The organism is Micromonospora sp. NPDC005203 (genome assembly GCF_042872705.1).
GTDB lineage: Bacteria > Actinomycetota > Actinomycetes > Mycobacteriales > Micromonosporaceae > Micromonospora.
Window position 1 is genome coordinate 343,797 of sequence record NZ_JBIAKV010000001.1, and the last position, 24,302, is coordinate 368,098.

Consider the following 24,302-nt stretch of genomic DNA (forward strand, 5'->3'; position numbering starts at 1 on the left):
CGACCTGTCCAACGAGTGTCACGCTGGGAGGCCAGGGCCGGATCGGGCGGGGAGGCTGGGCATGACGGTCGACCGTGAGGTGATCCCGGAGCACGAACACGCTCCACCCGACGAGGTGTCCCGTGCGACAGTGCTCGCCTATTCCGTCGCCGCGACGCTCCTCGTCGGGTGGTTCCTCTTCGGCTGGCTGGTGCTGCGCCAGGGCTTCGTCGACTCGGTCGGGGAGTCCGCCGGCGCCGGCTTCGCGCTGCTGCTGGTCATCTCGGTGGTCGGCACCGTACGCCGCAGCCGCCGCTGACCGACCAGCCCAACGACCTCGCCCCGCTCAGTCCGCCAGCACCGCCGCGGTGATCCGGTGCAACGCGAACGTGTGCAGCATCTCGGTCCGTTCGTCCTCGGCGCGTAGGTAGCCCGCACCGATCGACACCGGTTTGACCAGCCGGGACGCGGTCGCCCCGTGCGCGTCGACGTAACCGACCCAGACCAGCGCCTTGTCGCGGACCGCCTGCTGGAGCACCGCCAGAGCCTCGCTGTGCGTGTGCGCCGGCACCGGGCCGCCGCCCAGCCCCGCCGCCCCGCCCCGCACCACAGCCGGTGCCCGCCGGGCCGCCCGCGCCGCCGCGTCACCCCGCCGGATGTGCTCCACCACCCCGAGCAGTCGGGGCATGGGCAGCTTCGGGACGGCCAGCGGATCGAGTGTCCGGGTGGTCATCGACACCCGGGCCGGGGCCCGGCGGATCCGCGGCCGGGCCAGCACGGTGCTGCCGGTGCCGTCCTCCTGCACCGGGGCGAACCCGGCGTCGCGCAGCGCGCCCAACAACCGACCAACCTGGTACGGCGTGCACAGCACCGTCGGCGCGAGCCGGCGCAGAGCCAGCGACTCCAACCGGCGGTCGGCCAGCACCTCACTGATCAGCGTCTCGTCGTCGCTGCGCAGGTACGCACCGGCCAGCCCCACCCGTAGCCCACCGTGCTTACGGGCCACGTCGTCCACCAGGTAGGTGAGCCCCTGCGGCACCGGGGTACGCGACCGTCGCCGGAAAACGTCGTGCAGGTCGTCGGCCGTGTAGCCGGAATCCAGGGCGCGCCGCACGCTCGCCGTGGTGACCCGGTGCACGCTGGCCCCACCTGCCGATTCGAGTTCGGTCATCGCCTCCAGCTCGGCGGCGAGCGCCGGCTCGGGTGGGCCGGGCACCACCACGGTCAGGTCGGCCTGCACCAGGAAGTGGTCGACCGGGGCGGGCAGCAGCCTGTCCAGGGCGCGGGCGGTACTGGACGGGTCACCGCTCTCCACGTCGGCGTGCACGCCCAGCGGGTCGTCGTCGCCCCGCTCGTCGGCCGACGTCAGGTCACCGAGCAGCAGCCGACCGTACGACGTGAGCGCCCCCAGCCCGGTCACGCCGAGCTGCGCCGCCTCGGCCAGCACCTCCCGGTGGGCGGCGTCCCGGCCCCGGCTGCGCCGCGGCGCCCGCCAGTCCAACAGGTCCTGCACCTCTTCCGCGGTTGGCGCGGTCGCCGGTTCCAGGTCGGCGAGCACACCGAGCACCGCCCGACGGGTGGCCGGCGCGCTGGCCCGTTCGGCCTCGGCGGAGAGCGCGGTGATGGGCCGGTCCCGGTCGTCGCGGCGGCCGACCAGCCCGACCTGGCGGCTCATGCTCAGCCAGGCGCGGGCGAGCTGCTCCCAGCGTTGGGCCAGCGAAGCGGCCCGCCACACCTCGTACCCGCCGGTCGGCAGCACCTGCTGGTCCGCCCCGTACCGGCTGGTGGTCGCACCCGGCATCTCCAGCTCACCCGCGAGCCCCGCCGCGTACGCCACCTCGAGCAGCAGCGCGGTCGTCGACTCGTCCAGCCCGGCGGTACGCGCCAGCCGCCGCAGGTCCCGTACACCGATGCCACCCGAGCGCAGCACCGGCGCCGGCTCGTCGGCGAGTTGCTCCAGCAGTCCTTCGGTGTGCCGGACCACCTCCATCGTCTGCCCGGCGCCGGCCGAGTCGACCGCCTTCGGCTCACGCGGCGCGGCGGTCACCGGCGGTGGGCTGGTACGCAGCGGCCCGAGCGGTCCGCTGTCGCGGCGCAGCAGCAGGCCGACCTCACGGGGCAGCTCCACCGTGCCGCTGGCCGTCGGTGAGCCGGTCGCCACGGGGACCAGGAGCCGGTTGTCGACGAGCCAACGCACCGGGGAACCGGTCGGGGCGCCACCGTTGGTCGGGTCGGCGAGCACCGGGTCCTCCGCACCGAGCGGCGGCGCCTGTAGGGCGCCCGGGGGCACGCTGCCCACGGGCGGGCCAGCCGCCAACCGGTCCAGGATCGCCCGGGCCGAGGGCGGGGCGGCGAGCAGCGTCCGTCGTAGCTTCGCCGGGTCCGCGCAGAGTGCGGCCGTGCGCGGGTCCAGCTCCGCCGCTGGCCGGCCGAGCCCGGCGGGGTACGGCGAGACCTCGTTGACGGCGGGCACCACGTGCAGCGCGTGCTCCGGGCCGTACAGCAGGAAGAGCGCGCGCAGCCGGCCCACGGCGGCTCGGACGGCGGTCGGCGCGGGCGGGTGCGGCCCGGTGGTCGCCATGGCCAGTACGGCGTCGGTGGCCGTGGTGCCGTCGTCCGGGTCCCGGGTGAGGCGGGCGGCGTCGAGGATCTGCTGGGTGAACTGGTCCAGCCCGTCCAGCGCGCGGGCCACCGACACCCGGGACTGTGCCCGGATGGACAGGGCCCAGATGTCGGCTGGCACGGGCACGACGAGGTCGGGCCGTAGCTGGAGGAGCGCGGCAAGTGACTCGTCGGGCAGCGACCGCAGGTGGTCGGCGAGTGAGGTGGTCATCGTGTTTCCACGCTAGCCCGGCAGGGGGCTTCCGCGCCCCTCGGACGTCCGGCCGACCGGGGGTCGCCGGGTAGGTTTCTCGACATGCCCGCACTGACCGTCGGATTCGACCTCGACATGACCCTGGTGGATTCCCGCCCCGGCATCGCCGCGGCCTATCGGGCGCTGACGGCGAGGACTGGTGTGCCGGTGGACGCCGAGTTGGCGGTGTCGCGGCTCGGGCCGCCGCTGCGTACCGAGATCGCGCACTGGTTCCCGCCGGAGCAGATCGAGTCGGCCGTGCGGGTGTACCGCGAGCTGTACCCGGCGTACGCGATCACCCCTTCTGTCCTGCTGCCGGGCGCGCGGGAGGCCATCGACGCGATCCGTGCCCGGGGCGGACGTGTGCTGGTCGTCACGTCCAAGATCGGCCGGCTGGCCCGCCTGCACCTGGACCACCTGGGCCTCGCGGTCGACGAGTTGGCCGGTGACCTCTTCGCCGAGCAGAAGGCGACGGCCCTACGGGAACACCAGGCCACCCACTACGTCGGCGATCACGTCGCGGACATGGTCGCGGCGGCGACCGCCGGGGTGCCCGGCATCGGTGTCGCGACCGGCCCCTGCTCCCACGATGAGCTGCGCGCGGCCGGGGCGAATGTGGTGTTGGACGATCTCAGCGAATTCCCGGCGGCGCTCGACGGCATGATCCAGCTAGCCTTGGAGCAGTAGCGGCTCAAGTGAAGCAGGGGTTTTCAGGTGCCTACGGGTCGAGTGAAGTGGTACGACACGGCCAAGGGATATGGCTTCGTCACCAGTGACGAGGGCGGCGACGTGTTCCTGCCCAAGGGTGCGCTGCCGGCGGGTGTCACCGACCTCAAGGGTGGCCAGCGGGTCGACTTCAGTGTGGTGGACAGTCGCCGGGGCGCGCAGGCCATGGGAGTCAAGCTGCTGGACGCGCCGCCGTCGATGGCGGAGTTGCGCCGTCGGCCGGCCGAGGAGCTGCACGGCCTCGTCGAAGACATGATCAAGGTGCTGGAGGCGAAGGTCCAGCCGGACCTGCGCCGCGGTCGGTACCCGGACAAGAAGGCGGCGCAGAAGATCGCTCAGCTCGTCCACGCGGTCGCACGCGAGCTGGAGGTCTGAGGCACCAGGCCGGCGGTGGCGGCTCGGTCGAGCAGTGCCGCCACCGCGGCGAAACCAGCCTCGCCCAGGTCCGCGGTGAACTCGTTGACGTAGAGGCCGATGTGCCGGTCCACCACGTCGAGTTCCATCTCCTGGGCGTGCGCCAGCACGTACTCCCGGCTGGCCGCCGGGTCCGCCCAGGCCTGGCGGACCGACTCGCGGACCCAGCCGGCCGCGGCCTCCGGGTCCACCGCGCCGCGGCGGGCCAGGATCGCGCCGAGGGGAATGGGCAGCCCGGTGTCGGCCTCCCACCACTCGCCCAGGTCGACCAGGGCGGTCAGACCGTGCCGGTGGTAGGTGAACCGGGCCTCGTGGATGACCAGCCCCGCGTCGTAGCGGCCCGCCGCGACGCCCGGCATGATCTCGTGGAACGGAACCACCTCGACCCGGGCCGGCGGCCGTCCGGCCGACCAGAGCCGGAACAGCAGGTACGCGGTGGTCCGGTCGCCCGGCACCGCCACCGTGGCACCGGTCAGGGCGGTGCGGTCCGGCCCGCCGTCACGATCGCTGCGGGTGAGCACCAGCGGGCCGCAGCCGCGACCGAGTGCGCCGCCGCAGGGCAGCAGGTGGTAGTCGTCGAGCAGCCAGGGCAGCGCCGCGAAGCTCACCTTCACCAGGTCGAACGCGCCCCGCTCGGCCGCCGTGTTGGTGACGTCCACGTCGGCGTACGTCACCTGGACCGGTGGCGCGCCGGGCACCCGCCCGTGGACCAGGGCGTGGAAGACGAACGTGTCGTTGGGGCAGGGCGAGATCGCCAGAGAGAGCGCCACGCCCCTCACGTTAGCCCCGCCCCAGCGTGTCCACTCGGCGCGGTCCGGTGCCTGTGACCTGTCGGGCAGTCGCCGCCTGTCCGCGCTCCGCCGCCAGACTGTGGCCGCCGATTGTCCGCGAGCCGCGGTCGGGGCTCGGTGGTCAGCTCTACCGGCGCTGACGAAGGGATGTGCACAGCGGCAGAGACGCTGTCCACAGGGTTATCCACAGGTGGGCCGATGTTGTTGACGGCGCGAGCTGAACGGAAAACCATGGACGGGTGGCTGCCGACAAGGGTGCGATCGACGTGGGGGCGACCCTGCGGGATCTTCGTCGACGCGCCGACTTGAGCCAGCGCGAGTTGGCCGAGCAATCCGGTGGCAAGGTGCTCGTACTGCTCGCCTGCGGGTTCGAGACACAGGCGGGTCGGCCGTCGGCGCTCACGCTCGAAGTCCGTCCCCTCGGTGACAGTCAGCGCAGCGCCGGGGCCGCCGCCGTGAGGGCGGTGAGGGCTTCGCGCAGGCGCCAGCCGTCGCGATCGCGGGGGCCGATCGGGTTGGAGATGGTGCGCAGCTCGGCGAAGGGCACGCCGGCCTGCGCTGCGGCGACCGCCACGCCGTACCCCTCCATGGCCTCGGCGACTGCCTCCGGATGCCGGCGGCGCAGCCCTTCGGTGCTGGCGGCGCTGCCGGTGACCGTGCTGACCGTGAGCACCGGGCCAGCCGTGGCCCCCGGAAGGGCGGCCCGCAGTGCGGCCAGCAGGACCGGGTCGGCCGGCACGACGCTGCCGGTACCGAGCAGCGCGAGTGGCATGCCCAACTCGTCGACGGGGATGAAACCGTCAGGTGACTCCGCGCCCAGGTCGGCCGCGACGCTTGCGGTGCCGAGCACCGTGGCGCCGACCTCGGCCCGGCCGGTGAAGCCACCGGCCACGCCGGCGCTGACCACCGCGCGGTACGGCCGTCCGGCGGCCTCGGCCAGCACCAGCAGGCGTGCGGTGGCGGCAGCGGCGGCGGCCGGACCCACACCGACCGGGGCGACGGTCACGGTCGGGTCGGTCAGCCCGGCGCGGACCGCGTCCGCCTCGGCCGGTACCGCCGTCACCACCAGCAGACCGGTCACGAGAGCGAGCCGGGGGACTCGCGGCGGGTCTCCTCGTCGGCGCCGCCACCCGGGCCGCCGACGGCGGAGGACGGCCGGTAGATGTGGTAGCCCGGCGGGGCCGGGCTCGGATCCTCGTACGACGGGGGGCTGCTCTGCGCCGGTGCGGGCGAGGTGGGCGTGGAGTCCTCTGGCTCGTCGGCCGACTCGTCCTCGGTCAGCTCGTCGTCGCCGAGTGGTCGGCCGGCCAGCTTCTCGCCGCGCAGTCGGGCGGCGACCAGCACACCCCGGATCGCGGCCAGGACGCCCACGCCGGCGGCCACCGCGATACCCACCCGGCCGTCGAACGGCACCAGGCCGAGCCCGCCGCCGGCGACGAAGGCGAGCATCAGCGCCGTCTCGGAGTGGGCGAAGGAACTCGCTCGCAGCCGCTCCGGGATGCGCTCCTGGATCGAGGCGTCCACGGCCAGCTTCGAGATCCCGCTGACCAACGCCGCGACCAGGCAGAGCAGGGCGACCATCACCAGCGAGAACTGGATGACGGTGAGCACCGCCACGCCCGCCACGATGATCATGCTGCTGGACTGGATGGCGGTCGGTCGGTGGATGCGCAGCCGGGTGCCGACGGCGGTGGCCAGGAAGGTGCCGACCGCGAGCGCGCCGCCGACCAGCCCCAACGCCCATTCGGCGCCCAGATCCCGGCCGAACGCCACGGTGGTCAGGTCGCCTTTCTTGATCGCGAAGGCGAGGAAGAGCAGCAGGAAGCCGTACACCGCGCGTAGCGTCGCGGAACCGATCAGGGTGGCGATCACCAGCCGGCCGGCGGGCCGCCCCCGACCCAGTGGCCGGTCGCCGCGGTGTCCTCCCAGCGCCCGCAGCGGCCGGGGGACCCGCTCCGGCGGCTCCGAGTCGGCCTTCGGCGGCAACCGGAGCGAGATCACCATGCCGATCAGGAAGATCACCGACGCGACGCGAAGCGGCCACTGCGGGCCGAACCAGAACGCGGCCAACCCGATCGGCGCCACCAGCGCACCCGCGACCGTGCCGTAGACACTGGCCCGGGCACCCACCTGGGACAGGCCGAGCCCTTCCGGCAACAACCGGGGCACCGCCGCGGAGCGGGCCACCCCGTACGCCCGGGACAGGGCGAGCACCCCGAACGCGGCCGGATAGAGCCCGAAGCCGTGGATGTAGTCGGAGATCAACCAGGCCAGGAACGCGCGGCCGAGCATCGTGGCGGCCAGCGCGTAGCGCCGACCGTGCCGGAAGTGGTCCAACAGCGGACCCACCACGGGAGCGAGCATGGCGAACGGCACCATGGTCACCAGCAGGTAGAGCGCGACCTTGCTGCGGGCCTCGCCCAGCGGGACGTTGAAGAAGATCGTCCCGGCCAGGCCGATGGCGATCAGCGTGTCACCGGCGCAGGAGACCGCGTGCAGGTCGAACAGGCGAACCATGCCGACCTCGCCGCCAGCACCCCGGGTCCGGGCCCGACCGGCCCGCCTGGTCACCCAGCGGCCGCTGCCCACCGAACCACGCAGCAGCAGGCGAATGGCGCGAATGCCGGTGCCGACGGTTCGCCCGAGGACGGATCGCCCGGAGCGGGAGTACGACGGCATGTGCACCATCCTCGCCCATCTGATCCGGGTACGCCGCACCACCGCGGGGAAAGGTTCCCCGGGAGTCACTGTCACCCCTGCGGGGCGCATGGGGAACAATGGTCAGGTGACCAGGCCCGCCTCCACCCGTGCCGCCCGTCTCGACCAGGTCTGCGCCGCCGCCGTCGAGGTGGCCCGCGCTGGCATCACCGAGGTGGACGCCGACGACGTCGGTGACCACCTGCAGGTCGTAGCCGAAGGTGAACGGTTGGTCAGCCACTACTTCGAATGCCGCCTCGCCGGCTACGACGGCTGGCGCTGGGCGGTGACCGTCACCCGGGTGTCGCGCAGCAAGACCGTGACCATCTGCGAGACGGTGCTGCTGCCCGGCCCGGACGCGCTGCTCGCGCCCGGCTGGCTGCCCTGGCAGGAGCGGCTCAAGCCGGGCGACCTGGGTCCGGGCGACCTGCTGCCCAGCTCGCCGGATGACGATCGACTGGTCCCCGGTTATCTGCTTTCCGACGACCCGGCGGTCGAGGAGACGGCGTGGGAGTTGGGCCTCGGGAGAGCGCGCGTGCTCTCCCAGGAGGGTCGCATCGAGGCCGCGCAGCGCTGGTATGACGGCGACCACGGCCCCGCCGCGCCCATCTCCACCGCAGCCCCGGCCGCCGCCCGCTGCGGCACCTGTGGTTTTTACCTGCCGCTGGCCGGCGCGATGCGGCAGGCGTTCGGGGCGTGCGGCAACTTCTACGCCCCGGACGACGGGCGGGTGGTGAGCGCCGACCACGGTTGCGGCGCCCACTCCGAGACGCTGATCGAGGTGGCCGAGACCGCCGTCGAAGAGCTGCCCGTGGTGTATGACGACAGCGCGGTGGAGGCCATGTCGGTCAGCCGCGACCCGGCTCCGGTGGAGGCCGGCGAGCTGGCGGAGCCGTACGGGCACTCCTGATCGGTTGCCTCGGGGCGGCCGGCGCGGTGGTTAGGTCAGCTCGCTCGGCGGCGGCGGTTGGCGTCGTGCCGCAGCATCACGGCGAGGCCCGGGAAGCCCCACAGGAAACCGGCGAGGCAGGTCCAGAGCCAGTTCTGGTGATCGTGATCGGTCAGCCAGCCCCGAAAGAAGATCAGCAGGACCAGCCCGGCCACCGCCCAGGCGACCAACCCGGCGAGAGCGAACGGCACCATCGGTGGGTCCAGTGGTGCCGGCCGCGGTGGCTGCTCGTTCGGCATTCGGCAAGCGTACGCGATCCACTTCCCCTGCCCGCTGGTGATCTGGGACGATGCGCGCGACAACCGGAAGATCACCTGCGAGGACCTGATGGCAGTAGCGCCGCCCGAGACCGGCACACCTCCCAACCCCGCTCACCCGCGTAACAGTTTCGACCGGTTCTTTGAGATCTCCGCCCGTGGCTCGACGCTGAGCCGTGAGGTACGCGGCGGCTTGGCGACCTTCTTCACGATGGCGTACATCGTGGTGCTCAACCCGCTGATTCTGGGTGGTGCCGTCGACGGTGACGGCAAGACCCTGCCGATTGCCGCGCTGGCTGCCGGGACCGCGTTGGTCGCCGGCCTGATGACGATCCTGATGGGTGTGGTCGGCCGATTCCCGCTGGCGCTCGCCGCCGGTCTGGGTGTCAACGCGCTCGTCGCGTACGAGATCGCTCCCGAGATGACCTGGGCCGACGCGATGGGCCTGGTGGTGATCGAAGGTGTGATCATCGCGGTGTTGGTGCTGACCGGTCTGCGGACCGCCGTGTTCCGTGCGGTGCCGACGCAGATGAAGACCGCGATCGGGGTCGGTATCGGGCTCTTCCTGACCATCATCGGTCTGGTGGACGCCGGCTTCGTCCGGCGGCTCCCGGACGCCGCCAACACCACGGTCCCGGTTGGCCTGGGCATCGGCGGCAAGCTGGTGAGCTGGCCGCTGCTGGTCTTCGTGGTGGGTCTGCTGATCACCCTGGTGCTCCTGGTACGCCGGGTGAAGGGCGCGATCCTGATCGGCATCCTCGCCTCCACCGTGCTGGCGGTGATCGTGGAGGCGATCGGCAACATCGGCCCGTCGTTCGTGGACGGGAAGCCCAACCCCAAGGGCTGGGCGTTGAACGTGCCGGAGTTGCCGAAGACGGTGGTCGACCTGCCGGACCTGTCGCTGCTCGGCAAGTTCAACGTGCTCGACTCGTGGGGGCGGGCCGGCTGGGTCGTCGTGCTGATGTTCGTCTTCACGCTGCTGATCACCGACTTCTTCGACACCATGGGCACGATGGTGGCGGTGGGCCAGGAGGGTGGCCTGCTCGACGAGCAGGGCACCCCGCCCCGGGCCAAGGAGATCCTGCTTGTCGACTCGATCGCGGCGGCGGCCGGCGGTGCGGCCAGCACCTCCAGCAACACGTCGTACATCGAGAGTGCCGCCGGTGTCGGGGAGGGTGCCCGGACCGGCGTGGCGAGCCTGGTCACCGGCGTGCTCTTCCTGCTGGCGATGTTCCTCGCGCCGCTGGTGGTGATCGTGCCGTTCGAGGCGGCCTCGACGGCCCTGGTGGTGGTCGGTTTCCTGATGATGACCGCGGTCCGGACGATCGACTGGTCCGACTACGAGATCGCCATCCCGGCGTTCCTCACGATCGTGCTGATGCCGTTCACCTACTCCATCTCCAACGGGATCGGTGCCGGCCTGATCACCTTCGTGGTGCTCAAGATGGTGCGGGGTAAGGCCCGGGAGGTCCACCCGCTGCTGTACGGGGTGGCCGCGCTGTTCGTGCTGTACTTCCTGCGTGGACCCATCGAATCACTCGTGCTCTGACGTGTCTCCGGGCGGGGAGTCGAACTCCGATTCCCCGCCCGGAGCAGCACTAACCTCCTCGTGAGCCTGGTCATAACCGATGTCGTTAGCCATGCTCATTAGTTAAGCTAACTACTGTGACGGAGCGGACGGTGACGGCGAAACGCGTGCCACCGGCGCAGCTGGCCCCCCAGTTGCGTGATGCGATCACCCGACTCAACCGGCGGGTCCGCCAGGCCCGACCGGTCGGCGACCTCACGGTCACCCAGGTCTCCGCGCTCACCAGCCTGCGGCTGGCGGGTGCGATGACCCCCCGGGAACTGGCCGACGTCGAGCGGGTGCAGCCACCGACGATGACCAAGATCGTCGGAAAGTTGGAGGACCGGGGCCTCGTGCGGCGGACACCCCATCCGACCGATGGTCGGCAGGTCATCCTCGCGGCGACCGAGGGCGGGCACGCCGTGCTCGACCAGTTCGAGCGGGCCCGCGACGAGTGGCTGGCCCACCGGCTGGCCGCGCTCGACGAGGACGAACGGGAGACCCTGCAGAGGGCCGCCGAGATTCTTCAGCAGCTCGCTCGCGCCTGAGCCGCACACTGCCCCACCGGGCCGTGCCGTCACCTGTCGATGACGCGTACGTCCAAGGAGGCGCACCAAGAGTGCAGGCCAAGCTGAGCACGATGTTCCAGTCCCTACAGGTTCGCAACTACCGGCTCTTCGCATCCGGGCAGCTGATCAAGTTGATCGGCGTCTGGATGATGTTCATCGCCCAGGACTGGCTCGTCCTCGACCTCTCCAACAATTCGGCCACCGCGCTCGGGGTGGTGACCGCCTGCCAGTTCACCCCGGTGCTGCTGCTCACCCTGCTCTCCGGCCGGCTGGCCGACCGGTACGACAAGCGGGTGCTGCTCTTCGCCGCCAACGCCTTCTGGAGCCTGCTGGCGCTCGGCATGGCCCTGCTGGTCCTCACCGACCTGGTGCAGCTCTGGCACGTCTTCGCCTTCGCGGCGCTGCTCGGCACGGCCAACGCCGTAGAGACCCCGGTCCGCCAGGCGTTCGTCTCCGAGCTCGTCGGCACGCCCCTGCTGCCCAACGCACTGTCGCTGAACGCCGCCGTGTTCAACTCGGCCCGGATCGTCGGCCCGGCCGTCGCCGGCCTGGCCATCGCCGCGTTCGACGTCGGCCCGGTCTTCCTCTTCACCGCCGTCAGCTCCATCGCACCCCTGGTCAACGTCGTCCGGATGCGGACGACCGAGCTGGAGCGCGACGCCCTGCTGCCGCGCGACGAACGGGCGTCCGCACGGGTCATCGACGGGCTGCGGTACGTGTGGCGTCGACCCGACCTGCTGTTGCCGATGGCGGTCATGTCGGTGATCGGCATGTCGCTCTTCAACTTCCAGCTCACCCTGGCCGCCCTGGCGAAGACGGTCTTCCACACCGGTGCCGCCTCCTTCGGCCTGTTCAGCACGGCGCTTGCCGTCGGCGCGCTCGGCGGTGCGCTCAGCGGCACCGGTCGGCGCAGTCGCCCGTCGGTCTGGCTGGTGCTCGGCGCCGCGATCGCCTGCGCCAGCTTCGGCACCCTGGTTGGCCTCGCGTCGGCGTACTGGCTGGTCGTGGTGCTGCTGGTGCCGACCGGCTTCTTCATGGTCTTCTTTGCCCAGGCCGCCAACCAGCGGGTTCAGTTGGGTGTGGATGCGGCCTTCCGGGGTCGGGTGATGTCCCTGTGGGTGCTCGTCTTCCTGGGCACCAATCCGGTCGGCGCGCCGCTCATCGGCTGGGTCGCGGAGCACTTCGGCGCCGGCGCCAGCATCTGGATGGGTGCGTTGATCTCGTTGGCCGCCGCACTGATCGCCCTCACCTGGCAGCTGCGTCGCTCCGGCGCCCGGCTGCGCTTCCGGGTGCTCCCGATGCCCCGCTTCTACGTGACCTCCGCCGACTGCTGAGGTTTAGCGCCAACTCGGACCGCGGTGGGTTGATCGGATTGTGCGGATGCGGCCAAATGGCTGGCGACTCGGCACGGCGGGGCTTAGCGTCGATACGTGGGAGTCGGACGCGCGCTGGTGCTGGCCTTGGCGTTTCTTGCCGTCGCCAGTCTGCCGGCGGCATTCGCCCTGCTCTTCTGCTATGACGAGATCCTCGACCGGGTCGTCTGTGGCTGGTCCGAGTGGCGGGAGCGCAGACGGGAGAAGCGCACCATCGCCCGCCTGGACCGGGCCGTCGAGGCCGACGCGCTGACCCGCGACATCGACCTCAGCGCGTTCGACCGGGTCGACCGTCGCCCCCTGGAGCAGCTCGCCGCCGACCTGCGCCGCCTCGGCGGTCAGCGGCTCGGCGGCAGCGGGCGGTCGATGGTCTGGCACGGCGCGCTCCTGCAGGCGTACGACGACCGGCTCCGGCTGGCCTGCCGCGCCCTCGGCATCGACGAACACCTCGCCGACCTTGAGGGCGTCGACCAGGAGATCGAGCGGGTCCGGGTGGAAGGTGTGTTGCACGCCGCCGGGCTGGCCCTCCCGGCGGCGAGGGCCGGGCACCGGCAACGGCACCGCTGAGCGCACGACGGTATGCGGCTCTTCGTCGCGGTCAACCCGCCCGTCGCGGCGATCGATCACCTCGGCGCACAGGTGGCCGGGCTGCGCGTCACGGCGGCGAACGCCGCCGGCATCAACGTCCGGCTCGTCGCCTGGCCGCTCTGACTCGTCGAGCCGGGCAGCCGGAACTCGTGATCCACTCGGGTTTTTGGAAGTCGGGGCTTCTTGTTCGGATCGATGGCCCGGTTTCCTTGAAGCCGAGTTGATCAAGAAGTGACTGCCGTGCGTCGGCGGTAGCGGTCAGCCGACCGCCGACCGCCGACGTCCAGCGTCAGGAAGACTCGCGCGCGGCCGGCCCGCTGCCGAAGAGCACGTCGTCCCAGCTCGGCAGGCGCTTACGCGGCTTGCCGTTGGCGTCGGTGGACTCGCCACCGGCGGCTGCCGCCGCGCCCGTGCGGCGGGGCCGCAGCACCGCCAGCGACGGCACGGCCGGCACCTCCTTGGGCGCGTCCGAGTCGTCGTCGAAGGCCGACCCCTGGCCGCCGCCGAGCAGCGCGGCGGCACCCCCGCCGACCGGCCGCTGCCGAGGCGCGTCCGAACCGGCAAGAGCAGCCGGGGTACGCGGCTCAAGGCCACGACCCGACGAGGCGCCGAGCGGACGGTCCAGCGAGGCGAGCAGCGCGTCCCGCCCGGCCCGGATCGGGTCCCGGCCAGGGCGCGGATGCTCGGACGCCGCCGGCAACCCGTGCCCACCACGGCTCGGCTCGCCGCGCGAGGGACCGTGCAGGCCGTGCCCGCTCCGCTCCGGCGCCGGCTCCTGCCCGAGGATCGGCGTGGGTCGCTCGGCGCACAGGTATTGCGCCATGTCGTCGTGCGGGGCGACCGACTGCCGGGTCTTGTCGAGATCCCAGATGGCCTGCGCGGTGGCCTTGCCCGACGGCCAGGTGGCGATGATCCGCCAGGTGCCGTCGTCCCGCCGGTACGCGTCCCAGGAGATCTTCTCGGTGTCGATGCCGTGCTGGCTCAGCCGACCGTTGACCACCTCGGCGAGCGGGGTGGGCTTCTCCGCTCCCTTGAGGCGGGTGCGGCGGGCGTGCTGGGCGAGCATCGCCCGCTCCTGGAGCACCGGGCCGGCATAGCGCAGCACCCGGTCGACCGGCACGCCGGCGATCCGGGCGACGTCCTCGGCGGACTCACCGGAGCGGATGCGAGCCTGAATGTCCCGAGGGGACAGGGACGGAATCGGGTCGGCGGTGGCCGGTGCCGCCGGCAGCGGCGGCGCGCCGGGCTCGGCGTGCAGCGCACCCGAGATCCGGTCGTCGATCGGCAGGGCGAGCAACCGCCCGACCTCGTCGGCGAGAACCAGGGCATGGCCGTCCTCGGAGAGGGCGACGAAGCGTACTGGGCGCATAGCGTTGCCTCCGTCCCGCTTCGCTGGCCGCACGCCACGAGTCGGCCACCCAGGCGTCTCGGACCACCGTACGCGCATCTGTCTCGGGGTGGGGGAAGCGACACCCCGCATGTCGCGACTGAGCTGCAACGATGATCACGGTCGGTGTCCGTGGAGGCCCCCACGAACACCGACCGTGACGAACATCAGAGTCGCTCGACGACGTAGTCGATGGACGCGGTCAACGCCTCGACATCCGAAGGCTCGATTGCCGGGAACAGCGCCATCCGCAGTTGGTTGCGGCCGAGCTTGCGGTACGGCTCGGTGTCCACGATGCCGTTGGCGCGCAACGCCTTCGCGATAGCGGTGGCGTCCACCCCGTCGGCGAAGTCGATCGTGGCGACCACGTTGGAACGCAGTGCCGGGTCGGTGACGAACGGGGTGGCCACGCTGGACCGGTCCGCCCAGCCGTACACCGTGGCGGCGCTCTCGGCGGTGCGCTTGGCCGCCCAGGCCAGGCCACCCTGCGCGTTCATCCAGTCGGTCTGCTCGGCGGCCAGGAAGATGGTGGCCAGCGCCGGGGTGTTGTAGGTCTGCTCCAGCCGCGAGTTGTCGATCGCGGTGACCAGGTCGAGGAAGGCGGGGATGTAGCGCCCGGACGCCTTGATCTCGGCGGCACGGTCCAGCGCGGCCGGTGACATCAGAGCCAGCCAGAGACCACCGTCGGAGCCGAAGCACTTCTGCGGAGCGAAGTAGTAGACGTCGGTCTCGCCGACGTTGACGTCCAGGCCACCCGCGCCGGAGGTCGCGTCGACGAGCAGCAGCGCGCCGTCGTCCGCCCCGGCAACCCGGCTGATCGGGACGGCCACGCCTGTCGACGTCTCGTTCTGCGGAGTCGCGTAGGTGTCCACGCCGGACTCGGCGACCAGGGTGGGCGCGCTGCCGGCCTGGGCCTTGCGAACGGTCGGCTCACCGAGGAAGGGCGCGTCCTTCACCGACTTGGCGAACTTGGCGCCGAACTCGCCGAAGCTGGCGAACTGGGCCCGGTCGCGAACCAGGCCGAAGGTGGCGACCTCCCAGAACGCGGTGGTGCCGCCGTTGCCGATCACGACCTCGTAACCCTCGGGCAGCGAGAAGAACTCGGCGATGCCGGAGCGCAGCCGGGCCACCTGGTCGCGGACCGTCTGCTGCCGGTGTGAGGTGCCCAGGTAGCTGGTGGCGACCTCGCTGAATGCGGACACCGCCGCGGGGCGGACCTTGGACGGGCCACAGCCGAAACGTCCGTCGGCGGGCTTGAGGTCATCGGGAATCCGGATGGTCGGTGCGTCAGCCACGGTCTTGAAGATCCTTCCGCAAGGGCGAGGGCGGGCCCGGCGACACTGCCGGCCCTCATCCTCGCACTCGGACCCATCGGTGCAAGCCGGGCCCCCGAGGGCGGGGCTGAGTCCTTCGCCACACCTCGACGGCGCCCACCGGTAGACGCACGGGAGCGCCCCTCCGCCACGGCGGACGTGGCAGAGGGACCCAACGCGGCTGGTCAGACGCCGTGCGGAATGGCGGCCCAGCCTTCGACGCCGGACGGCTTGCGCGGCTCCGGACCGATGTATCGGGCGGACGGGCGGACCAGCCGTTGCAGGCGCTTCTGCTCCAGGATGTGCGCGCTCCAACCGCCCATCCGCGCGCAGGTGAACATCGAGGTGAACATGTGTGCGGGCACCTCGGCGAAGTCCAGCACGACGGCCGACCAGAACTCGACGTTGGTGGCCAGCACCCGGTCCGGGCGGCGGGCCTGCAACTCGGCGAGCGCGGCCTTCTCCAGCGCCTCGGCGATCTCGAAGCGCGGCGCGCCCAGATCTTTGGCCGTGCGGCGGAGCACACGGGCGCGCGGGTCCTCGGCCCGGTAGACCCGGTGGCCGAAGCCCATCAGCCGTTCGCCGCGATCGAGCACGCCCTTGACGTAGCCCTCCGCGTCGCCGCTGCGCTCCACGGCCTCCAGCATGCTGAGCACCCGGGACGGCGCGCCACCGTGCAGCGGGCCGGAGAGGGCGCCGATGCCCGACGAGATGCAGGCCGCCGCGTCCGCTCCGGTGGAGGCGACGATGCGGGCGGTGAAGGTGGAGGCGTTCAGGCCGTGCTCGGCCGCCGAGATGAAGTACGCGTCGACCGCCTTGACGTGCCGCGGGTCGGGCTCGCCGCGCCACCGCTTCATGAACCGCTCGACGATGGTCTGCGCCTTGTCGATCTCCTTCTGCGGCACCGCCGGCAGGCCGAGGCCCCGGGCCGACTGGGCGACGAAGGAGAGCGCGGTCACCGAAACCCGGGCAAGGTCCTCGCGGGCCTGCTCGTCGGAGATGTCCAGCAGCTGGTTGAGACCCCAGTACGGGGCGAGCATGGCGACCGCGGACTGCACGTCGACGCGGATGTCACCGGAGTGCACCGGCACCGGGAACGGCTCCGCCGGCGGCAGGCCCGGCCCGAACCGGCCGTCGACCAGCAGTGCCCAGACGTTGCCGAACGACACCTGGCCGATCAGATCCTCGATGTCGACTCCGCGATAGCGCAGCGCACCGCCCTCACGGTCAGGTTCGGCGATCTCGGTCTCGAAGGCGACGACGCCCTCCAGCCCGGGTTTGAAATCGGCCATGTCGCTCTCCTGGATCTGGTCGGTGTGCCCGGTCGGCTCATCCGGCCCGGTCGGCCGAGCGCCCTAGGCGACCCGCAGGGATGTGTTCGGAACATCTTGCCTGCTGAGCAACCGGATACGCGACCCACGGCGACTGTGCTGCACACGACATCCCCGGACGCGCATTCTCCGCCGGACTCGGTGAGACTGGGCGGTGCGGGCTGGCCAGCGCGGGAGGGCGCCGCCGGACCTGCCGAAAAGGAGTGGGGACGTGACCGGCGACACAACCGCCCCGGCCGCGATGCGTAACGAGTACGCCGCGGACCTGGGCCTGACCGAAGCTGACCTGGCCGCCGACTGGCACACCCAGTTCGGCACCTGGTTCGCCGACGCGGTGGCCTTCGGGCTGCCCGAGGTGAACGCGATGGTGCTGGGCACCGCGGACCCGGCTGGCCGGCCGAGCGGTCGGACGGTGCTGCTCAAGGGGTACGACCCGGACGGCTTCGTCTTCTTCACCAACCACAGGTCCCGCAAGGGCGTCGAGGCGACCGCCAACCCATACGCCAGCCTGGTCTTTCCGTGGTTTCCCATGCAGCGGCAGGTGGTCATCGCCGGGCAGGTCGAGCCGGTCGACCGCGCGACGAGCGCGGCGTACTTCGCCAGCCGACCGCGCGGCTCCCAACTGGGCGCCTGGGCCAGCCCGCAGTCCCGCGTGGTGCCGGACCGGGCGGCGCTGGAGGAGAGCTACCGGGAGGTGGCCGAGCGGTTCGCCGACGAGGCGGAGATCCCGATCCCGCCGCACTGGGGTGGGTTGCGGGTCCGACCCGAGTCGGTGGAGTTCTGGCAGGGCCGGGCCGGTCGGTTGCACGACCGGCTCCGCTTCCGCCTCGACGAGGGTGGCTGGACCGTCGAGCGGTTGGCGCCGTGACGGGTGTGCGGGAGGCCCGGCCGCGCGGAGCACGCCGCTGGGCGATCGACGTACGTCCGCTGCGGGTGCCCGCGTACCGGCGGCTCTGGCTCGGCAACACCGTGGCGATGTTCGGGTTCCAGTTCACTGCCGTCGCGGTGCCGGTGGAGATGTACGCCCTGACCCGGGACTCGTTCTGGGTGGGCCTGCTGGGTGTGGCCGCCTTCGTACCGTTGCTGATCTTCGGGCTCTGGGGTGGCGCGATCGCCGACGCCCACGACCGTCGTGCCGTGCTGCTCGGCGGGTCGGTCCTGCTCTGGGCGTCCACCCTCGGGCTGCTGGTCCAGGCCCTGCTGAACGTGGGCAGCCCGGTGTTGCTGCTGGCGTTGATGGCGTTGCAGTCGGTGGCGTTCGCGATCACCTCGCCGGCCCGCAGCGCCATGCTGCCCCGCCTGGTGCCGGACGACCTGGTGCCGGCCGCCAGCACCCTGAACTACACGACCTTCACGGCGGCCTCGGTCGCCGGCCCGCTCGCCGCCGGCCTGATCCTCTCCGCCTCGGCCGACACCACAGTCGTGCTGCCCATCGCGTACGGGGTGGACGCGGTGCTGTTCACCGCGATGCTCTGGGCGGCGCTGCGCCTGCCCGCGCTGCCGCCCGAGCCGACCGCCGACGGTGAGCCCCGTCGCGCCGGCCTGGCCAGTGTGGTCGACGGATTCCGCTACCTGGCCACGACGCCGGTGCTGCTGCTGTCCTTCGGGGTGGACCTGATCGCGATGATCCTCGCCATGCCCCGCGCGCTCTTCCCGGAGATCGCCCACGAGAGGTTCGGCGGCGGTGGAGCTGTCGGCCTGCTCTACAGCGCCATCGCGATCGGTTCGATGATCGGTGGGTTGACTTCCGGCTGGATCGGCCGGCTCCGCCGGCAGGGCCTCGGCCTGGTGGTAGCGGTGGTCGCCTGGGGAGTCGCGATCGCCGCGGCCGGGCTCGCCCACCAGCTCTGGCTGATGGTCCTCCTGCTCGCCGTGGCCGGGGCCGCGGACCTGGTCAGCGCGGTGCTGCGCCAGTCGATGATGCTTGTCTACGCACCGGACCGGATGCGCGGCCGGCTCCAGGGCGTCAACACGGTCGTGGTGGCCGGTGGTCCTCGGCTGGGCGATCTGCGGGCCGGAACGATGGCCGCCGGGTTCGGCGGCGGGGTGGCCTGGGTGGCCGGCGGACTCGCCTCGGCGGTGCTCGTCGTGGTGCTCGCGGTCGCGTTCCCGGCGCTGCTGCGCTACCGGGCGGCGGCGTCGAGCGGCGACCGGACGTGACCGGTTAGGGTCGCCGACATGGAAAGCCCCGAGCAGCGCGCGTTCTCCGGCGCCCAGTGGACCATCTCTGCCGCCGGCCACGAGGCCGTCATCGTGGAGGTGGGTGGTGGGCTGCGGACGTACCGGCACGACGGTGTCGACCTGGTCGACGGTTACCAGACCGACGAGGTCTGCCCCGGCTGCGCCGGACAGGTGCTGGCGCCCTGGCCGAACCGGATCCGCGATGGCCGCTACCCGTTCGGCGAGCGGACGCACCAACTCCCGCTGACCGAGCCGGAGCGGCACGTCGCGATCCACGGGCTGGTCAACTGGGTGCCGTGGCAGTTGCTGGAGCAGTCGGCGGACGCCGTGACCCTCGGCTACGACCTGCCGCCGCAGCCCGGCTACCCGTGGCCGTTGCGGCTGGTCAGCCGGTGGAGCGTCGGCGCGGACGGGCTGCGCGCCGAGCACGAGGTGACGAACATCGGTGGCGAGTCGGCGCCGTTCGGCTTCTCCGTGCACCCGTACCTGCAACTGCCGGGCGTCGCGGTCGACGACCTGGTCATGCGGCTGCCGACCCGTACCCGGATGCTCGTCGACGGCCGGCTGCTGCCGATGGGCGCGACGCCGGTGGCCGGCACCGAGTACGACTGGACCAGCCCGCGCCGGATCGGTGCCGCCGAGCTCGACCTGTGCTTCGGCGAGGTGATCCGCGACGCCGACGGCGGCTCGTCGGTGAGCCTGTCCGCCCCGGACTCCTCGGCCGGTGTGAGCATCTGGGCCGATGCGGAGTTCGGCTGGTGGCAGGTGTTCACCGGGGACGCGCTCACCGGTGTGCGGCACCGCCGTTCGGTGGCGATCGAGCCGATGACCTGCCCGCCGGACGCGTTCCGGTCGGGGAGGGACCTGCTCTCGCTCAAGCCCGGCACGACCTGGCGGGGTGCCTGGGGCATCCGGCCCGGAGCCTGATGGAGTTCGCCGAGGTCGTCCGGCGTCGGCGGATGGTGCGCAACTACGACCCGGACCGCCCCGTTCCGCCCGACGTGGTGGACCGGCTGCTCGACCACGCGATCCGTGCCCCGTCGGCCGGCTTCGCCCAGGGCTGGGGCTTCCTGGTGCTGGAGGAGCCGGCCGACCGGGAGCGGTTCTGGGCGGCCACCACCCCGGACGGCGGTGGACGGGAGCGCTGGCTGGCCGGGATGCGCCGGGCGCCGCTGATCGTGGTACCGCACGCGAACGAGTCGGCCTACCTGCGGCGCTACGCCGAGCCGGACAAGGGCTGGACGGACCGGTCCACCGATCGGTGGCCGGTGCCGTACTGGCACGTGGACACCGGCTTCGCGGCGTTGCTGATGCTGCTCACCGCCGTGGACGAAGGGCTGGGGGCCTGCTTCTTCGGCATCGCGCCGCAGCGGCTGGCCAGCTACCGGGACGCGTTCGGCGTGCCCACCGAGTACCAACCCATCGGTGCCGTCACAATCGGTTACGGCGCACCCGACCATCGGTCACCATCGCTGCGCCGTGGGCGTCGGGGAGTGGACGAGGTTGTCCGGCGCGGCAGGTGGAGCTGAGCATGAATGTCCCGTTCATCCGGTTGAGGATCGGACGAGCGGTAGCGAAACTGACATCAGGGAGCAGAACGCAGCCGGCAGTGGGCGGCTAGGCTGGCACGGTCATCGGTGCCGCGCCGCGCGGTGCCCGCCGCGGCCCGGCTCGGCGCTGTCGGTCGGCCCGGCCACGGGGAGGGGAGCGTGCCGTCGTGATCTTCAGAGCGGTCCGGGACGGGCGTCCCTACCCGGAGCACAACCTGACCCTGAAGCAGTGGGCGGAGATCCCGCCCCGTCCGCTGCGCCTGGATCAGATGATCACCACCAAGCGCGAGTTGGCGCTGGACAAGCTCCTCGCCGAGGATTCCACCTTCTACGGCGACCTCTTTCCGCACGTCGTGCAGTGGAACGGCGGGCTCTACCTGGAAGACGGGCTGCACCGCGCGTTGCGCGCCGCCCTGCAGCAGCGCAACCAGATCCACGCTCGGGTGCTGGTGCTCGCGGAACCGATCGAGTGACGAGCCCTTCTTCCGCGCGCTGAACCTTCGTTAAGGTGGCGTCCATGACCGCTCCGCTCGATCTGCTCGACCTGGACCAGTCGCTCAGCGAGGAGGAGCGGCAGATCCGCGACGTCGTCCGCCAACTCGTCGACGACCGGGTGCGTCCGCACGTCGCCGACTGGTACGAGGACGGCCAGGTGCCCGCCCGGGACCTGGCCCGCGAGTTCGGCAAGCTCGGCCTGCTCGGCATGCACCTGAGCGGCTACGGCTGCGCCGGCGCGTCCGCGGTCGCCTACGGACTCGCCTGCCAGGAGCTGGAAGCCGGGGACTCCGGCCTCCGTTCCCTGGTCAGCGTGCAGGGCTCGCTCGCCATGTACGCCATCTGGCGCTACGGCAGCGAGGAGCAGAAGCAACACTGGCTCCCGTCCATGGCCACCGGCGAGGCGATCGGCTGCTTCGGCCTGACCGAACCGGACCACGGCTCCGACCCCGCCTCGATGACCACCCGGGCCCGCCGCGACGGCGACGACTGGCTGCTCACCGGCGGGAAAATGTGGATCACCAACGCGCCGATCGCCGACGTCGCGGTGATCTGGGCGCGCACCGACGAGGGCGTGCGCGGTTTCGCCGTACCCATGGACACGCCAGGTGTCACGGCCCGGGAGATCCGCCGCAAGATGTCGCTGCGCGCGTCCGTGACCGGTGAGATCGTGCTCGACGACGTCCGCCTCCCGGCGGACGCCCAACTACCCGGGGCGGTCGGGCTCAAGGCGCCGCTGAGCTGCCTCACCGAAGCCCGCTACGGCATTGTCTGGGGCGCGATTGGCGCCGCCCGGGACTGCCTGGAAACCACCCTGACGTACGCCACCACCCGCACCCAGTTCGGCCGCCCGCTGGCCGGCTTCCAGCTCACCCAGGCGAAGCTCGCCGACATGGCCGTCGAGTTGGTGAAGGGGCAACTGCTCGCGCTGCACCTGGGTCGGCTCGCCGACACCCACCGGCTGCGGCCCGAGCAGGTGAGCGTCGGCAAGCTGAACAACGTCCGCGAGGCCCTGGCCATCGCCCGGCAGTGCCGGACCATCCTCGGCGCCAACGGCGTCTCCGGCGAATACCCGATCATGCGGCACGCCAACAACCTGGAGAGCGTGCTGACGTACGAGGGCACCTCCGAGATTCACCAGCTCGTCGTCGGGCAACGGCTCACCGGCCTCTCCGCGTTCGCCTGACCTGCCCGAATCCGCAGTCCCGGCGCTCAACGCGCGACTGTCGCAGTGGGGCCGTACCGTCATCGGCAGACGACGTGTCTGACGAGGACGGTGAGCGTGATGGCCCGCGACGCTGGCAACAACGAGCCCACGAGGGAGTTCCCCGGTTACCCGACCGGCGACGATCTCCGGGAGCGGTCGACCACTACACCCGAGCCGACCACCGATACACCGGGCGGCTTTGGAAGTGCTGGCGGTCCGGGTGGGCCCGGTGGCCCTCCGGCCGGTCCTCCCGGTGGCCCGACGGCCGGTGGCGACGGCGGTGGTGGTGGGGCCGCTCGCGGCCTGCTCCTGCTGCTCGGCGCCGCCGCGCTGGCCGTGGTGGTATTGCTCGGCATCCAGGCGACCGGCTTCCTGCCGGAGTTCCGCAACCCGTTCGCCAAGGAGCAGACCGACCGCAGCCAGCCACCCCTGCTGAAGTCGATCCAGGACCTCAGCCGCTACGTGGCCGCGGAGGGCAACTTCCAGGTCGTCGTCGACACCCAGAACGACAGGCGCAACGTGCCGGACTTCCTGCTCAACGAGCGCACCCTGTTCGTCGGAGCCGGGAGTATCGAGGCGTACGTCGACTTCACCAAGATCAGTGACGGCGCCATCGTCCGGTCCGCCGACGGCAAGTCCGTCGAGATCAAGCTGCCCGCGCCGCAGCTCGGCGAGACAAACCTCGACATGGAGAAGAGCTACGTCTTCGCGGAGCAGCGCGGTCTGCTCAACCGGCTCGGTGACCTGGTCGGCAACGACCCCAACCGGCAGCAGCAGGTCTACCAACTCGCGGAGGAACGGATCACCGCCGCCGCCCGGGACAGCGGGCTCTCCGCGCGAGCCGAGGAGAACACCCGCAAGATGCTGGAAGGGCTGCTGCGATCCCTTGGCTATGAGCAGGTCACCGTTACCTACACGGCCCCCTGACCTGGCGATTCCGTAATGCCGAGCGCCCGCCCCGACCTCCGTCGGAGCGGGCGCCGCGGTTTTCCGGCACCGCCCGCTCCCGTCATGATCCACTCGACATCAGCAGAAACGGGGTGTCCCGATGCCTCGGACACCCCGCCATCAGCGATGTCGAGTGGATCTACAGCTGGGTCGAGAAGGCATCCGTCGGGGGTGCCCTGTGCGCCGGGGGCCGGGCGTGCGGGCGTGCGGGCGTCGGCTGGCGCGCTGGCGTGGGCCGTGCTGGCGTGCCGGTGGGGGCGGCGGGCGTAATCGGGCAGGCGGGTGGTGTGTGGCGCGCTCATGGGGCGGTGCGTGCGTGGTCGGGCAGGCGGGTGCGTGTGAGCGCGCAAATTGGGGCGGTGCGTGCGTGGTCGGGCAGGCGGGTGTGGACCGGGCATGGGTGCCCATGGGGGCGTGCTGGCGTGGGGTATTGGCGTGGGCGGGCGTGCCGCGTCTCCGCCTATCCCCGACCCCTCCCATGCTCAAGATCCGCGCAACCTCAGGGATGGTGCTGCCTCCGCCGCTCGTGCGGCAGCAACTTCACCGAAGTTGCTGCCGCACAGCCTGGGTGAGGCGGGTTGGGGTGGCGTTTGGAGGGCGTCGGTGGGTCGGCACGGCGCCAACCTTGCAGACCGGCGGGCTTCGGCTTCGCGGAAGGCCACCACGATCATGGTGTGGTGGCCTTCCGGACGCGATGTGGCCCCGGACGCGGGCGGTGTGCGGCGAGCGTCAGTGCTGGGTGGAGGCCAGGTAGCGGTCCTCGTTCGGCATGAGCACCCAGAGGACCAGGTAGACGATCACCTGGGTGCCAGGCAGCAGCAGGGACAGCAGGAACAGCAGCCGGACCATCCCGGCGGACATGCCGAACCGTCGACCAAGGCCGGCGCAGACACCGGCGAGCATGCGCCCCTCGCGGGGCCGGACCAGTTTGCGACTCATCGTCGTACTCCCACTCTGCGGCGGTGCGCCGCGTCTGCAATCCACGGTAGAAGGGGGTGGCCACCTCGCCCTCCGTCCCGAGGATGAGCGGCGACCCGTGGACCCGTAGGTGCTTTACCCGGGCAGCCCCTCGCTGACGCCTCCCTGAGCTCGCCTGCCGCCGCCCGCCGCGTCCGTCGGCAACGTC

General features: G+C 71.8%; 25 protein-coding genes. 16 read left to right on the forward strand and 9 right to left on the reverse strand.

What is annotated here, in order from left to right; all coding sequences use genetic code 11:
- The first annotated feature begins 61 nt into the window (after positions 1-61).
- On the forward strand, positions 62-298 hold the full coding sequence (locus ACFYPM_RS01685) for a hypothetical protein (protein ID WP_387190111.1): 237 nt from the start codon (positions 62-64) through the stop codon (positions 296-298).
- A 27-nt stretch (positions 299-325) separates the two neighbouring features.
- Here the strand turns inward: ACFYPM_RS01685 and ACFYPM_RS01690 are convergent, their stop codons facing one another.
- Positions 326-2,812, reverse strand: coding sequence for a helicase-associated domain-containing protein (locus ACFYPM_RS01690; RefSeq protein ID WP_387190113.1), 2,487 nt, complete (start codon positions 2,810-2,812; stop codon positions 326-328).
- Between the two features lie 84 nt (positions 2,813-2,896).
- On the opposite strand from ACFYPM_RS01690, the gene ACFYPM_RS01695 reads away from it, so the two are divergent.
- Together ACFYPM_RS01695 and ACFYPM_RS01700 are read left to right on the forward strand one after the other, a co-directional pair.
- Positions 2,897-3,520: an HAD family hydrolase gene (locus ACFYPM_RS01695; RefSeq protein ID WP_387190115.1), complete on the forward strand. Its 624-nt coding sequence runs from the start codon at positions 2,897-2,899 to the stop codon at positions 3,518-3,520.
- 27 nt (positions 3,521-3,547) lie between these two features.
- Positions 3,548-3,934: a cold-shock protein gene (locus ACFYPM_RS01700; protein WP_074316242.1), complete on the forward strand. Its 387-nt coding sequence runs from the start codon at positions 3,548-3,550 to the stop codon at positions 3,932-3,934.
- On the opposite strand, the gene ACFYPM_RS01705 is transcribed toward ACFYPM_RS01700, so the two are convergent.
- The 3 genes from ACFYPM_RS01705 to ACFYPM_RS01715 all read right to left on the reverse strand — a co-directional run bounded on the left by ACFYPM_RS01705 (position 3,895) and on the right by ACFYPM_RS01715 (position 7,443).
- The gene (locus ACFYPM_RS01705) at positions 3,895-4,743 is read right to left on the reverse strand and encodes a 1,4-dihydroxy-6-naphthoate synthase (protein ID WP_387190117.1); all 849 of its coding nucleotides are present in this window, start codon (positions 4,741-4,743) and stop codon (positions 3,895-3,897) included. The two genes, ACFYPM_RS01700 and ACFYPM_RS01705, sit on opposite strands and share 40 nt — an antisense overlap.
- A gap of 451 nt (positions 4,744-5,194) precedes the next feature.
- Positions 5,195-5,845 (reverse strand): futalosine hydrolase, encoded by a 651-nt coding sequence (locus tag ACFYPM_RS01710; RefSeq protein WP_357571973.1) that lies wholly within the window; start codon positions 5,843-5,845, stop codon positions 5,195-5,197.
- On the reverse strand, positions 5,842-7,443 hold the full coding sequence (locus ACFYPM_RS01715; protein WP_387190119.1) for an MFS transporter: 1,602 nt from the start codon (positions 7,441-7,443) through the stop codon (positions 5,842-5,844). Before ACFYPM_RS01715 ends, ACFYPM_RS01710 begins: the two co-directional genes overlap by 4 nt.
- On the opposite strand from ACFYPM_RS01715, the gene ACFYPM_RS01720 reads away from it, so the two are divergent.
- Positions 7,442-8,371 carry a DUF3027 domain-containing protein gene (locus tag ACFYPM_RS01720; protein WP_387190121.1) on the forward strand — a complete coding sequence of 310 codons (930 nt, stop codon included), beginning with the start codon at positions 7,442-7,444 and terminating at the stop codon, positions 8,369-8,371. The genes ACFYPM_RS01715 and ACFYPM_RS01720 overlap by 2 nt on opposite strands.
- 35 nt (positions 8,372-8,406) lie before the next feature.
- Here ACFYPM_RS01720 and ACFYPM_RS01725 read toward each other — a convergent pair whose 3' ends face one another.
- Positions 8,407-8,649, reverse strand: coding sequence for a DUF2530 domain-containing protein (locus tag ACFYPM_RS01725; protein WP_387190123.1), 243 nt, complete (start codon positions 8,647-8,649; stop codon positions 8,407-8,409).
- Between the two features lie 88 nt (positions 8,650-8,737).
- On the opposite strand from ACFYPM_RS01725, the gene ACFYPM_RS01730 reads away from it, so the two are divergent.
- From ACFYPM_RS01730 to ACFYPM_RS01750, 5 genes are all read left to right on the forward strand, one after another.
- A complete protein-coding gene (locus tag ACFYPM_RS01730; RefSeq protein ID WP_387191418.1) occupies positions 8,738-10,216 on the forward strand; it encodes an NCS2 family permease in 1,479 nt (492 codons plus the stop codon).
- 116 nt (positions 10,217-10,332) lie between these two features.
- A complete protein-coding gene (locus tag ACFYPM_RS01735; RefSeq protein WP_357251878.1) occupies positions 10,333-10,782 on the forward strand; it encodes a MarR family transcriptional regulator in 450 nt (149 codons plus the stop codon).
- 71 nt (positions 10,783-10,853) lie between these two features.
- Positions 10,854-12,137: an MFS transporter gene (locus ACFYPM_RS01740; RefSeq protein WP_387190126.1), complete on the forward strand. Its 1,284-nt coding sequence runs from the start codon at positions 10,854-10,856 to the stop codon at positions 12,135-12,137.
- A 96-nt stretch (positions 12,138-12,233) separates the two neighbouring features.
- Positions 12,234-12,743 carry a hypothetical protein gene (locus ACFYPM_RS01745; protein WP_387190128.1) on the forward strand — a complete coding sequence of 170 codons (510 nt, stop codon included), beginning with the start codon at positions 12,234-12,236 and terminating at the stop codon, positions 12,741-12,743.
- Between the two features lie 12 nt (positions 12,744-12,755).
- The gene (locus tag ACFYPM_RS01750) at positions 12,756-12,887 is read left to right on the forward strand and encodes a hypothetical protein (protein ID WP_387190130.1); all 132 of its coding nucleotides are present in this window, start codon (positions 12,756-12,758) and stop codon (positions 12,885-12,887) included.
- Positions 12,888-13,053: 166 nt separating this feature from the next.
- On the opposite strand, the gene sepH is transcribed toward ACFYPM_RS01750, so the two are convergent.
- The 3 genes from sepH to ACFYPM_RS01765 all read right to left on the reverse strand — a co-directional run bounded on the left by sepH (position 13,054) and on the right by ACFYPM_RS01765 (position 16,756).
- Positions 13,054-14,133, reverse strand: a complete 1,080-nt coding sequence (sepH, locus tag ACFYPM_RS01755; protein WP_387190132.1) for a septation protein SepH — start codon at positions 14,131-14,133, stop codon at positions 13,054-13,056.
- Positions 14,134-14,318: 185 nt separating this feature from the next.
- Positions 14,319-15,446, reverse strand: coding sequence for a phosphoserine transaminase (gene serC, locus ACFYPM_RS01760; RefSeq protein WP_387190134.1), 1,128 nt, complete (start codon positions 15,444-15,446; stop codon positions 14,319-14,321).
- A 203-nt stretch (positions 15,447-15,649) separates the two neighbouring features.
- Complete coding sequence (locus ACFYPM_RS01765) at positions 15,650-16,756, reverse strand: citrate synthase 2 (RefSeq protein WP_387190136.1); 1,107 nt, start codon at positions 16,754-16,756, stop codon at positions 15,650-15,652.
- A gap of 280 nt (positions 16,757-17,036) precedes the next feature.
- Between ACFYPM_RS01765 and pdxH the strand changes: the two genes are divergently transcribed.
- From pdxH to ACFYPM_RS01800, 7 genes are all read left to right on the forward strand, one after another.
- Positions 17,037-17,663, forward strand: a complete 627-nt coding sequence (gene pdxH, locus ACFYPM_RS01770; protein ID WP_387191420.1) for a pyridoxamine 5'-phosphate oxidase — start codon at positions 17,037-17,039, stop codon at positions 17,661-17,663.
- Positions 17,660-18,955, forward strand: a complete 1,296-nt coding sequence (locus ACFYPM_RS01775) for an MFS transporter (protein ID WP_387190138.1) — start codon at positions 17,660-17,662, stop codon at positions 18,953-18,955. Before pdxH ends, ACFYPM_RS01775 begins: the two co-directional genes overlap by 4 nt.
- 18 nt (positions 18,956-18,973) lie before the next feature.
- Entirely contained in the window at positions 18,974-19,903 is a 930-nt protein-coding gene (locus ACFYPM_RS01780) for an aldose 1-epimerase family protein (protein ID WP_387190141.1), read from the forward strand.
- Positions 19,903-20,505, forward strand: a complete 603-nt coding sequence (locus ACFYPM_RS01785; RefSeq protein ID WP_387190144.1) for a nitroreductase family protein — start codon at positions 19,903-19,905, stop codon at positions 20,503-20,505. The genes ACFYPM_RS01780 and ACFYPM_RS01785 overlap by 1 nt, the downstream gene beginning before the upstream one ends.
- A gap of 188 nt (positions 20,506-20,693) precedes the next feature.
- Positions 20,694-20,999, forward strand: coding sequence for a type II toxin-antitoxin system VapB family antitoxin (locus ACFYPM_RS01790; protein ID WP_357251917.1), 306 nt, complete (start codon positions 20,694-20,696; stop codon positions 20,997-20,999).
- A gap of 44 nt (positions 21,000-21,043) precedes the next feature.
- On the forward strand, positions 21,044-22,207 hold the full coding sequence (locus tag ACFYPM_RS01795) for an acyl-CoA dehydrogenase family protein (RefSeq protein WP_387190146.1): 1,164 nt from the start codon (positions 21,044-21,046) through the stop codon (positions 22,205-22,207).
- A gap of 99 nt (positions 22,208-22,306) precedes the next feature.
- Positions 22,307-23,155 carry a DUF4230 domain-containing protein gene (locus ACFYPM_RS01800; protein ID WP_387190148.1) on the forward strand — a complete coding sequence of 283 codons (849 nt, stop codon included), beginning with the start codon at positions 22,307-22,309 and terminating at the stop codon, positions 23,153-23,155.
- Positions 23,156-23,905: 750 nt separating this feature from the next.
- Here the strand turns inward: ACFYPM_RS01800 and ACFYPM_RS01805 are convergent.
- Entirely contained in the window at positions 23,906-24,115 is a 210-nt protein-coding gene (locus ACFYPM_RS01805; RefSeq protein ID WP_088951236.1) for a PspC domain-containing protein, read from the reverse strand.
- Between the last annotated feature and the right edge of the window lie 187 nt (positions 24,116-24,302).

Coding starts and splice junctions, on each gene's coding strand:
- ACFYPM_RS01685 (WP_387190111.1), top strand. CDS start 62: ATGACGGTCGACCGTGAGGTGATCCCGGAGCACGAACACGCTCCACCC.
- ACFYPM_RS01690 (WP_387190113.1), bottom strand. CDS start 2,812: ATGACCACCTCACTCGCCGACCACCTGCGGTCGCTGCCCGACGAGTCA.
- ACFYPM_RS01695 (WP_387190115.1), top strand. CDS start 2,897: ATGCCCGCACTGACCGTCGGATTCGACCTCGACATGACCCTGGTGGAT.
- ACFYPM_RS01720 (WP_387190121.1), top strand. CDS start 7,442: ATGTGCACCATCCTCGCCCATCTGATCCGGGTACGCCGCACCACCGCG.
- ACFYPM_RS01715 (WP_387190119.1), bottom strand. CDS start 7,443: ATGCCGTCGTACTCCCGCTCCGGGCGATCCGTCCTCGGGCGAACCGTC.
- ACFYPM_RS01725 (WP_387190123.1), bottom strand. CDS start 8,649: ATGCCGAACGAGCAGCCACCGCGGCCGGCACCACTGGACCCACCGATG.
- ACFYPM_RS01730 (WP_387191418.1), top strand. CDS start 8,738: ATGGCAGTAGCGCCGCCCGAGACCGGCACACCTCCCAACCCCGCTCAC.
- ACFYPM_RS01750 (WP_387190130.1), top strand. CDS start 12,756: ATGCGGCTCTTCGTCGCGGTCAACCCGCCCGTCGCGGCGATCGATCAC.
- sepH (WP_387190132.1), bottom strand. CDS start 14,133: ATGCGCCCAGTACGCTTCGTCGCCCTCTCCGAGGACGGCCATGCCCTG.
- ACFYPM_RS01765 (WP_387190136.1), bottom strand. CDS start 16,756: ATGGCCGATTTCAAACCCGGGCTGGAGGGCGTCGTCGCCTTCGAGACC.
- pdxH (WP_387191420.1), top strand. CDS start 17,037: ATGCGTAACGAGTACGCCGCGGACCTGGGCCTGACCGAAGCTGACCTG.
- ACFYPM_RS01780 (WP_387190141.1), top strand. CDS start 18,974: ATGGAAAGCCCCGAGCAGCGCGCGTTCTCCGGCGCCCAGTGGACCATC.
- ACFYPM_RS01785 (WP_387190144.1), top strand. CDS start 19,903: ATGGAGTTCGCCGAGGTCGTCCGGCGTCGGCGGATGGTGCGCAACTAC.
- ACFYPM_RS01795 (WP_387190146.1), top strand. CDS start 21,044: ATGACCGCTCCGCTCGATCTGCTCGACCTGGACCAGTCGCTCAGCGAG.
- ACFYPM_RS01800 (WP_387190148.1), top strand. CDS start 22,307: ATGGCCCGCGACGCTGGCAACAACGAGCCCACGAGGGAGTTCCCCGGT.
- ACFYPM_RS01805 (WP_088951236.1), bottom strand. CDS start 24,115: ATGAGTCGCAAACTGGTCCGGCCCCGCGAGGGGCGCATGCTCGCCGGT.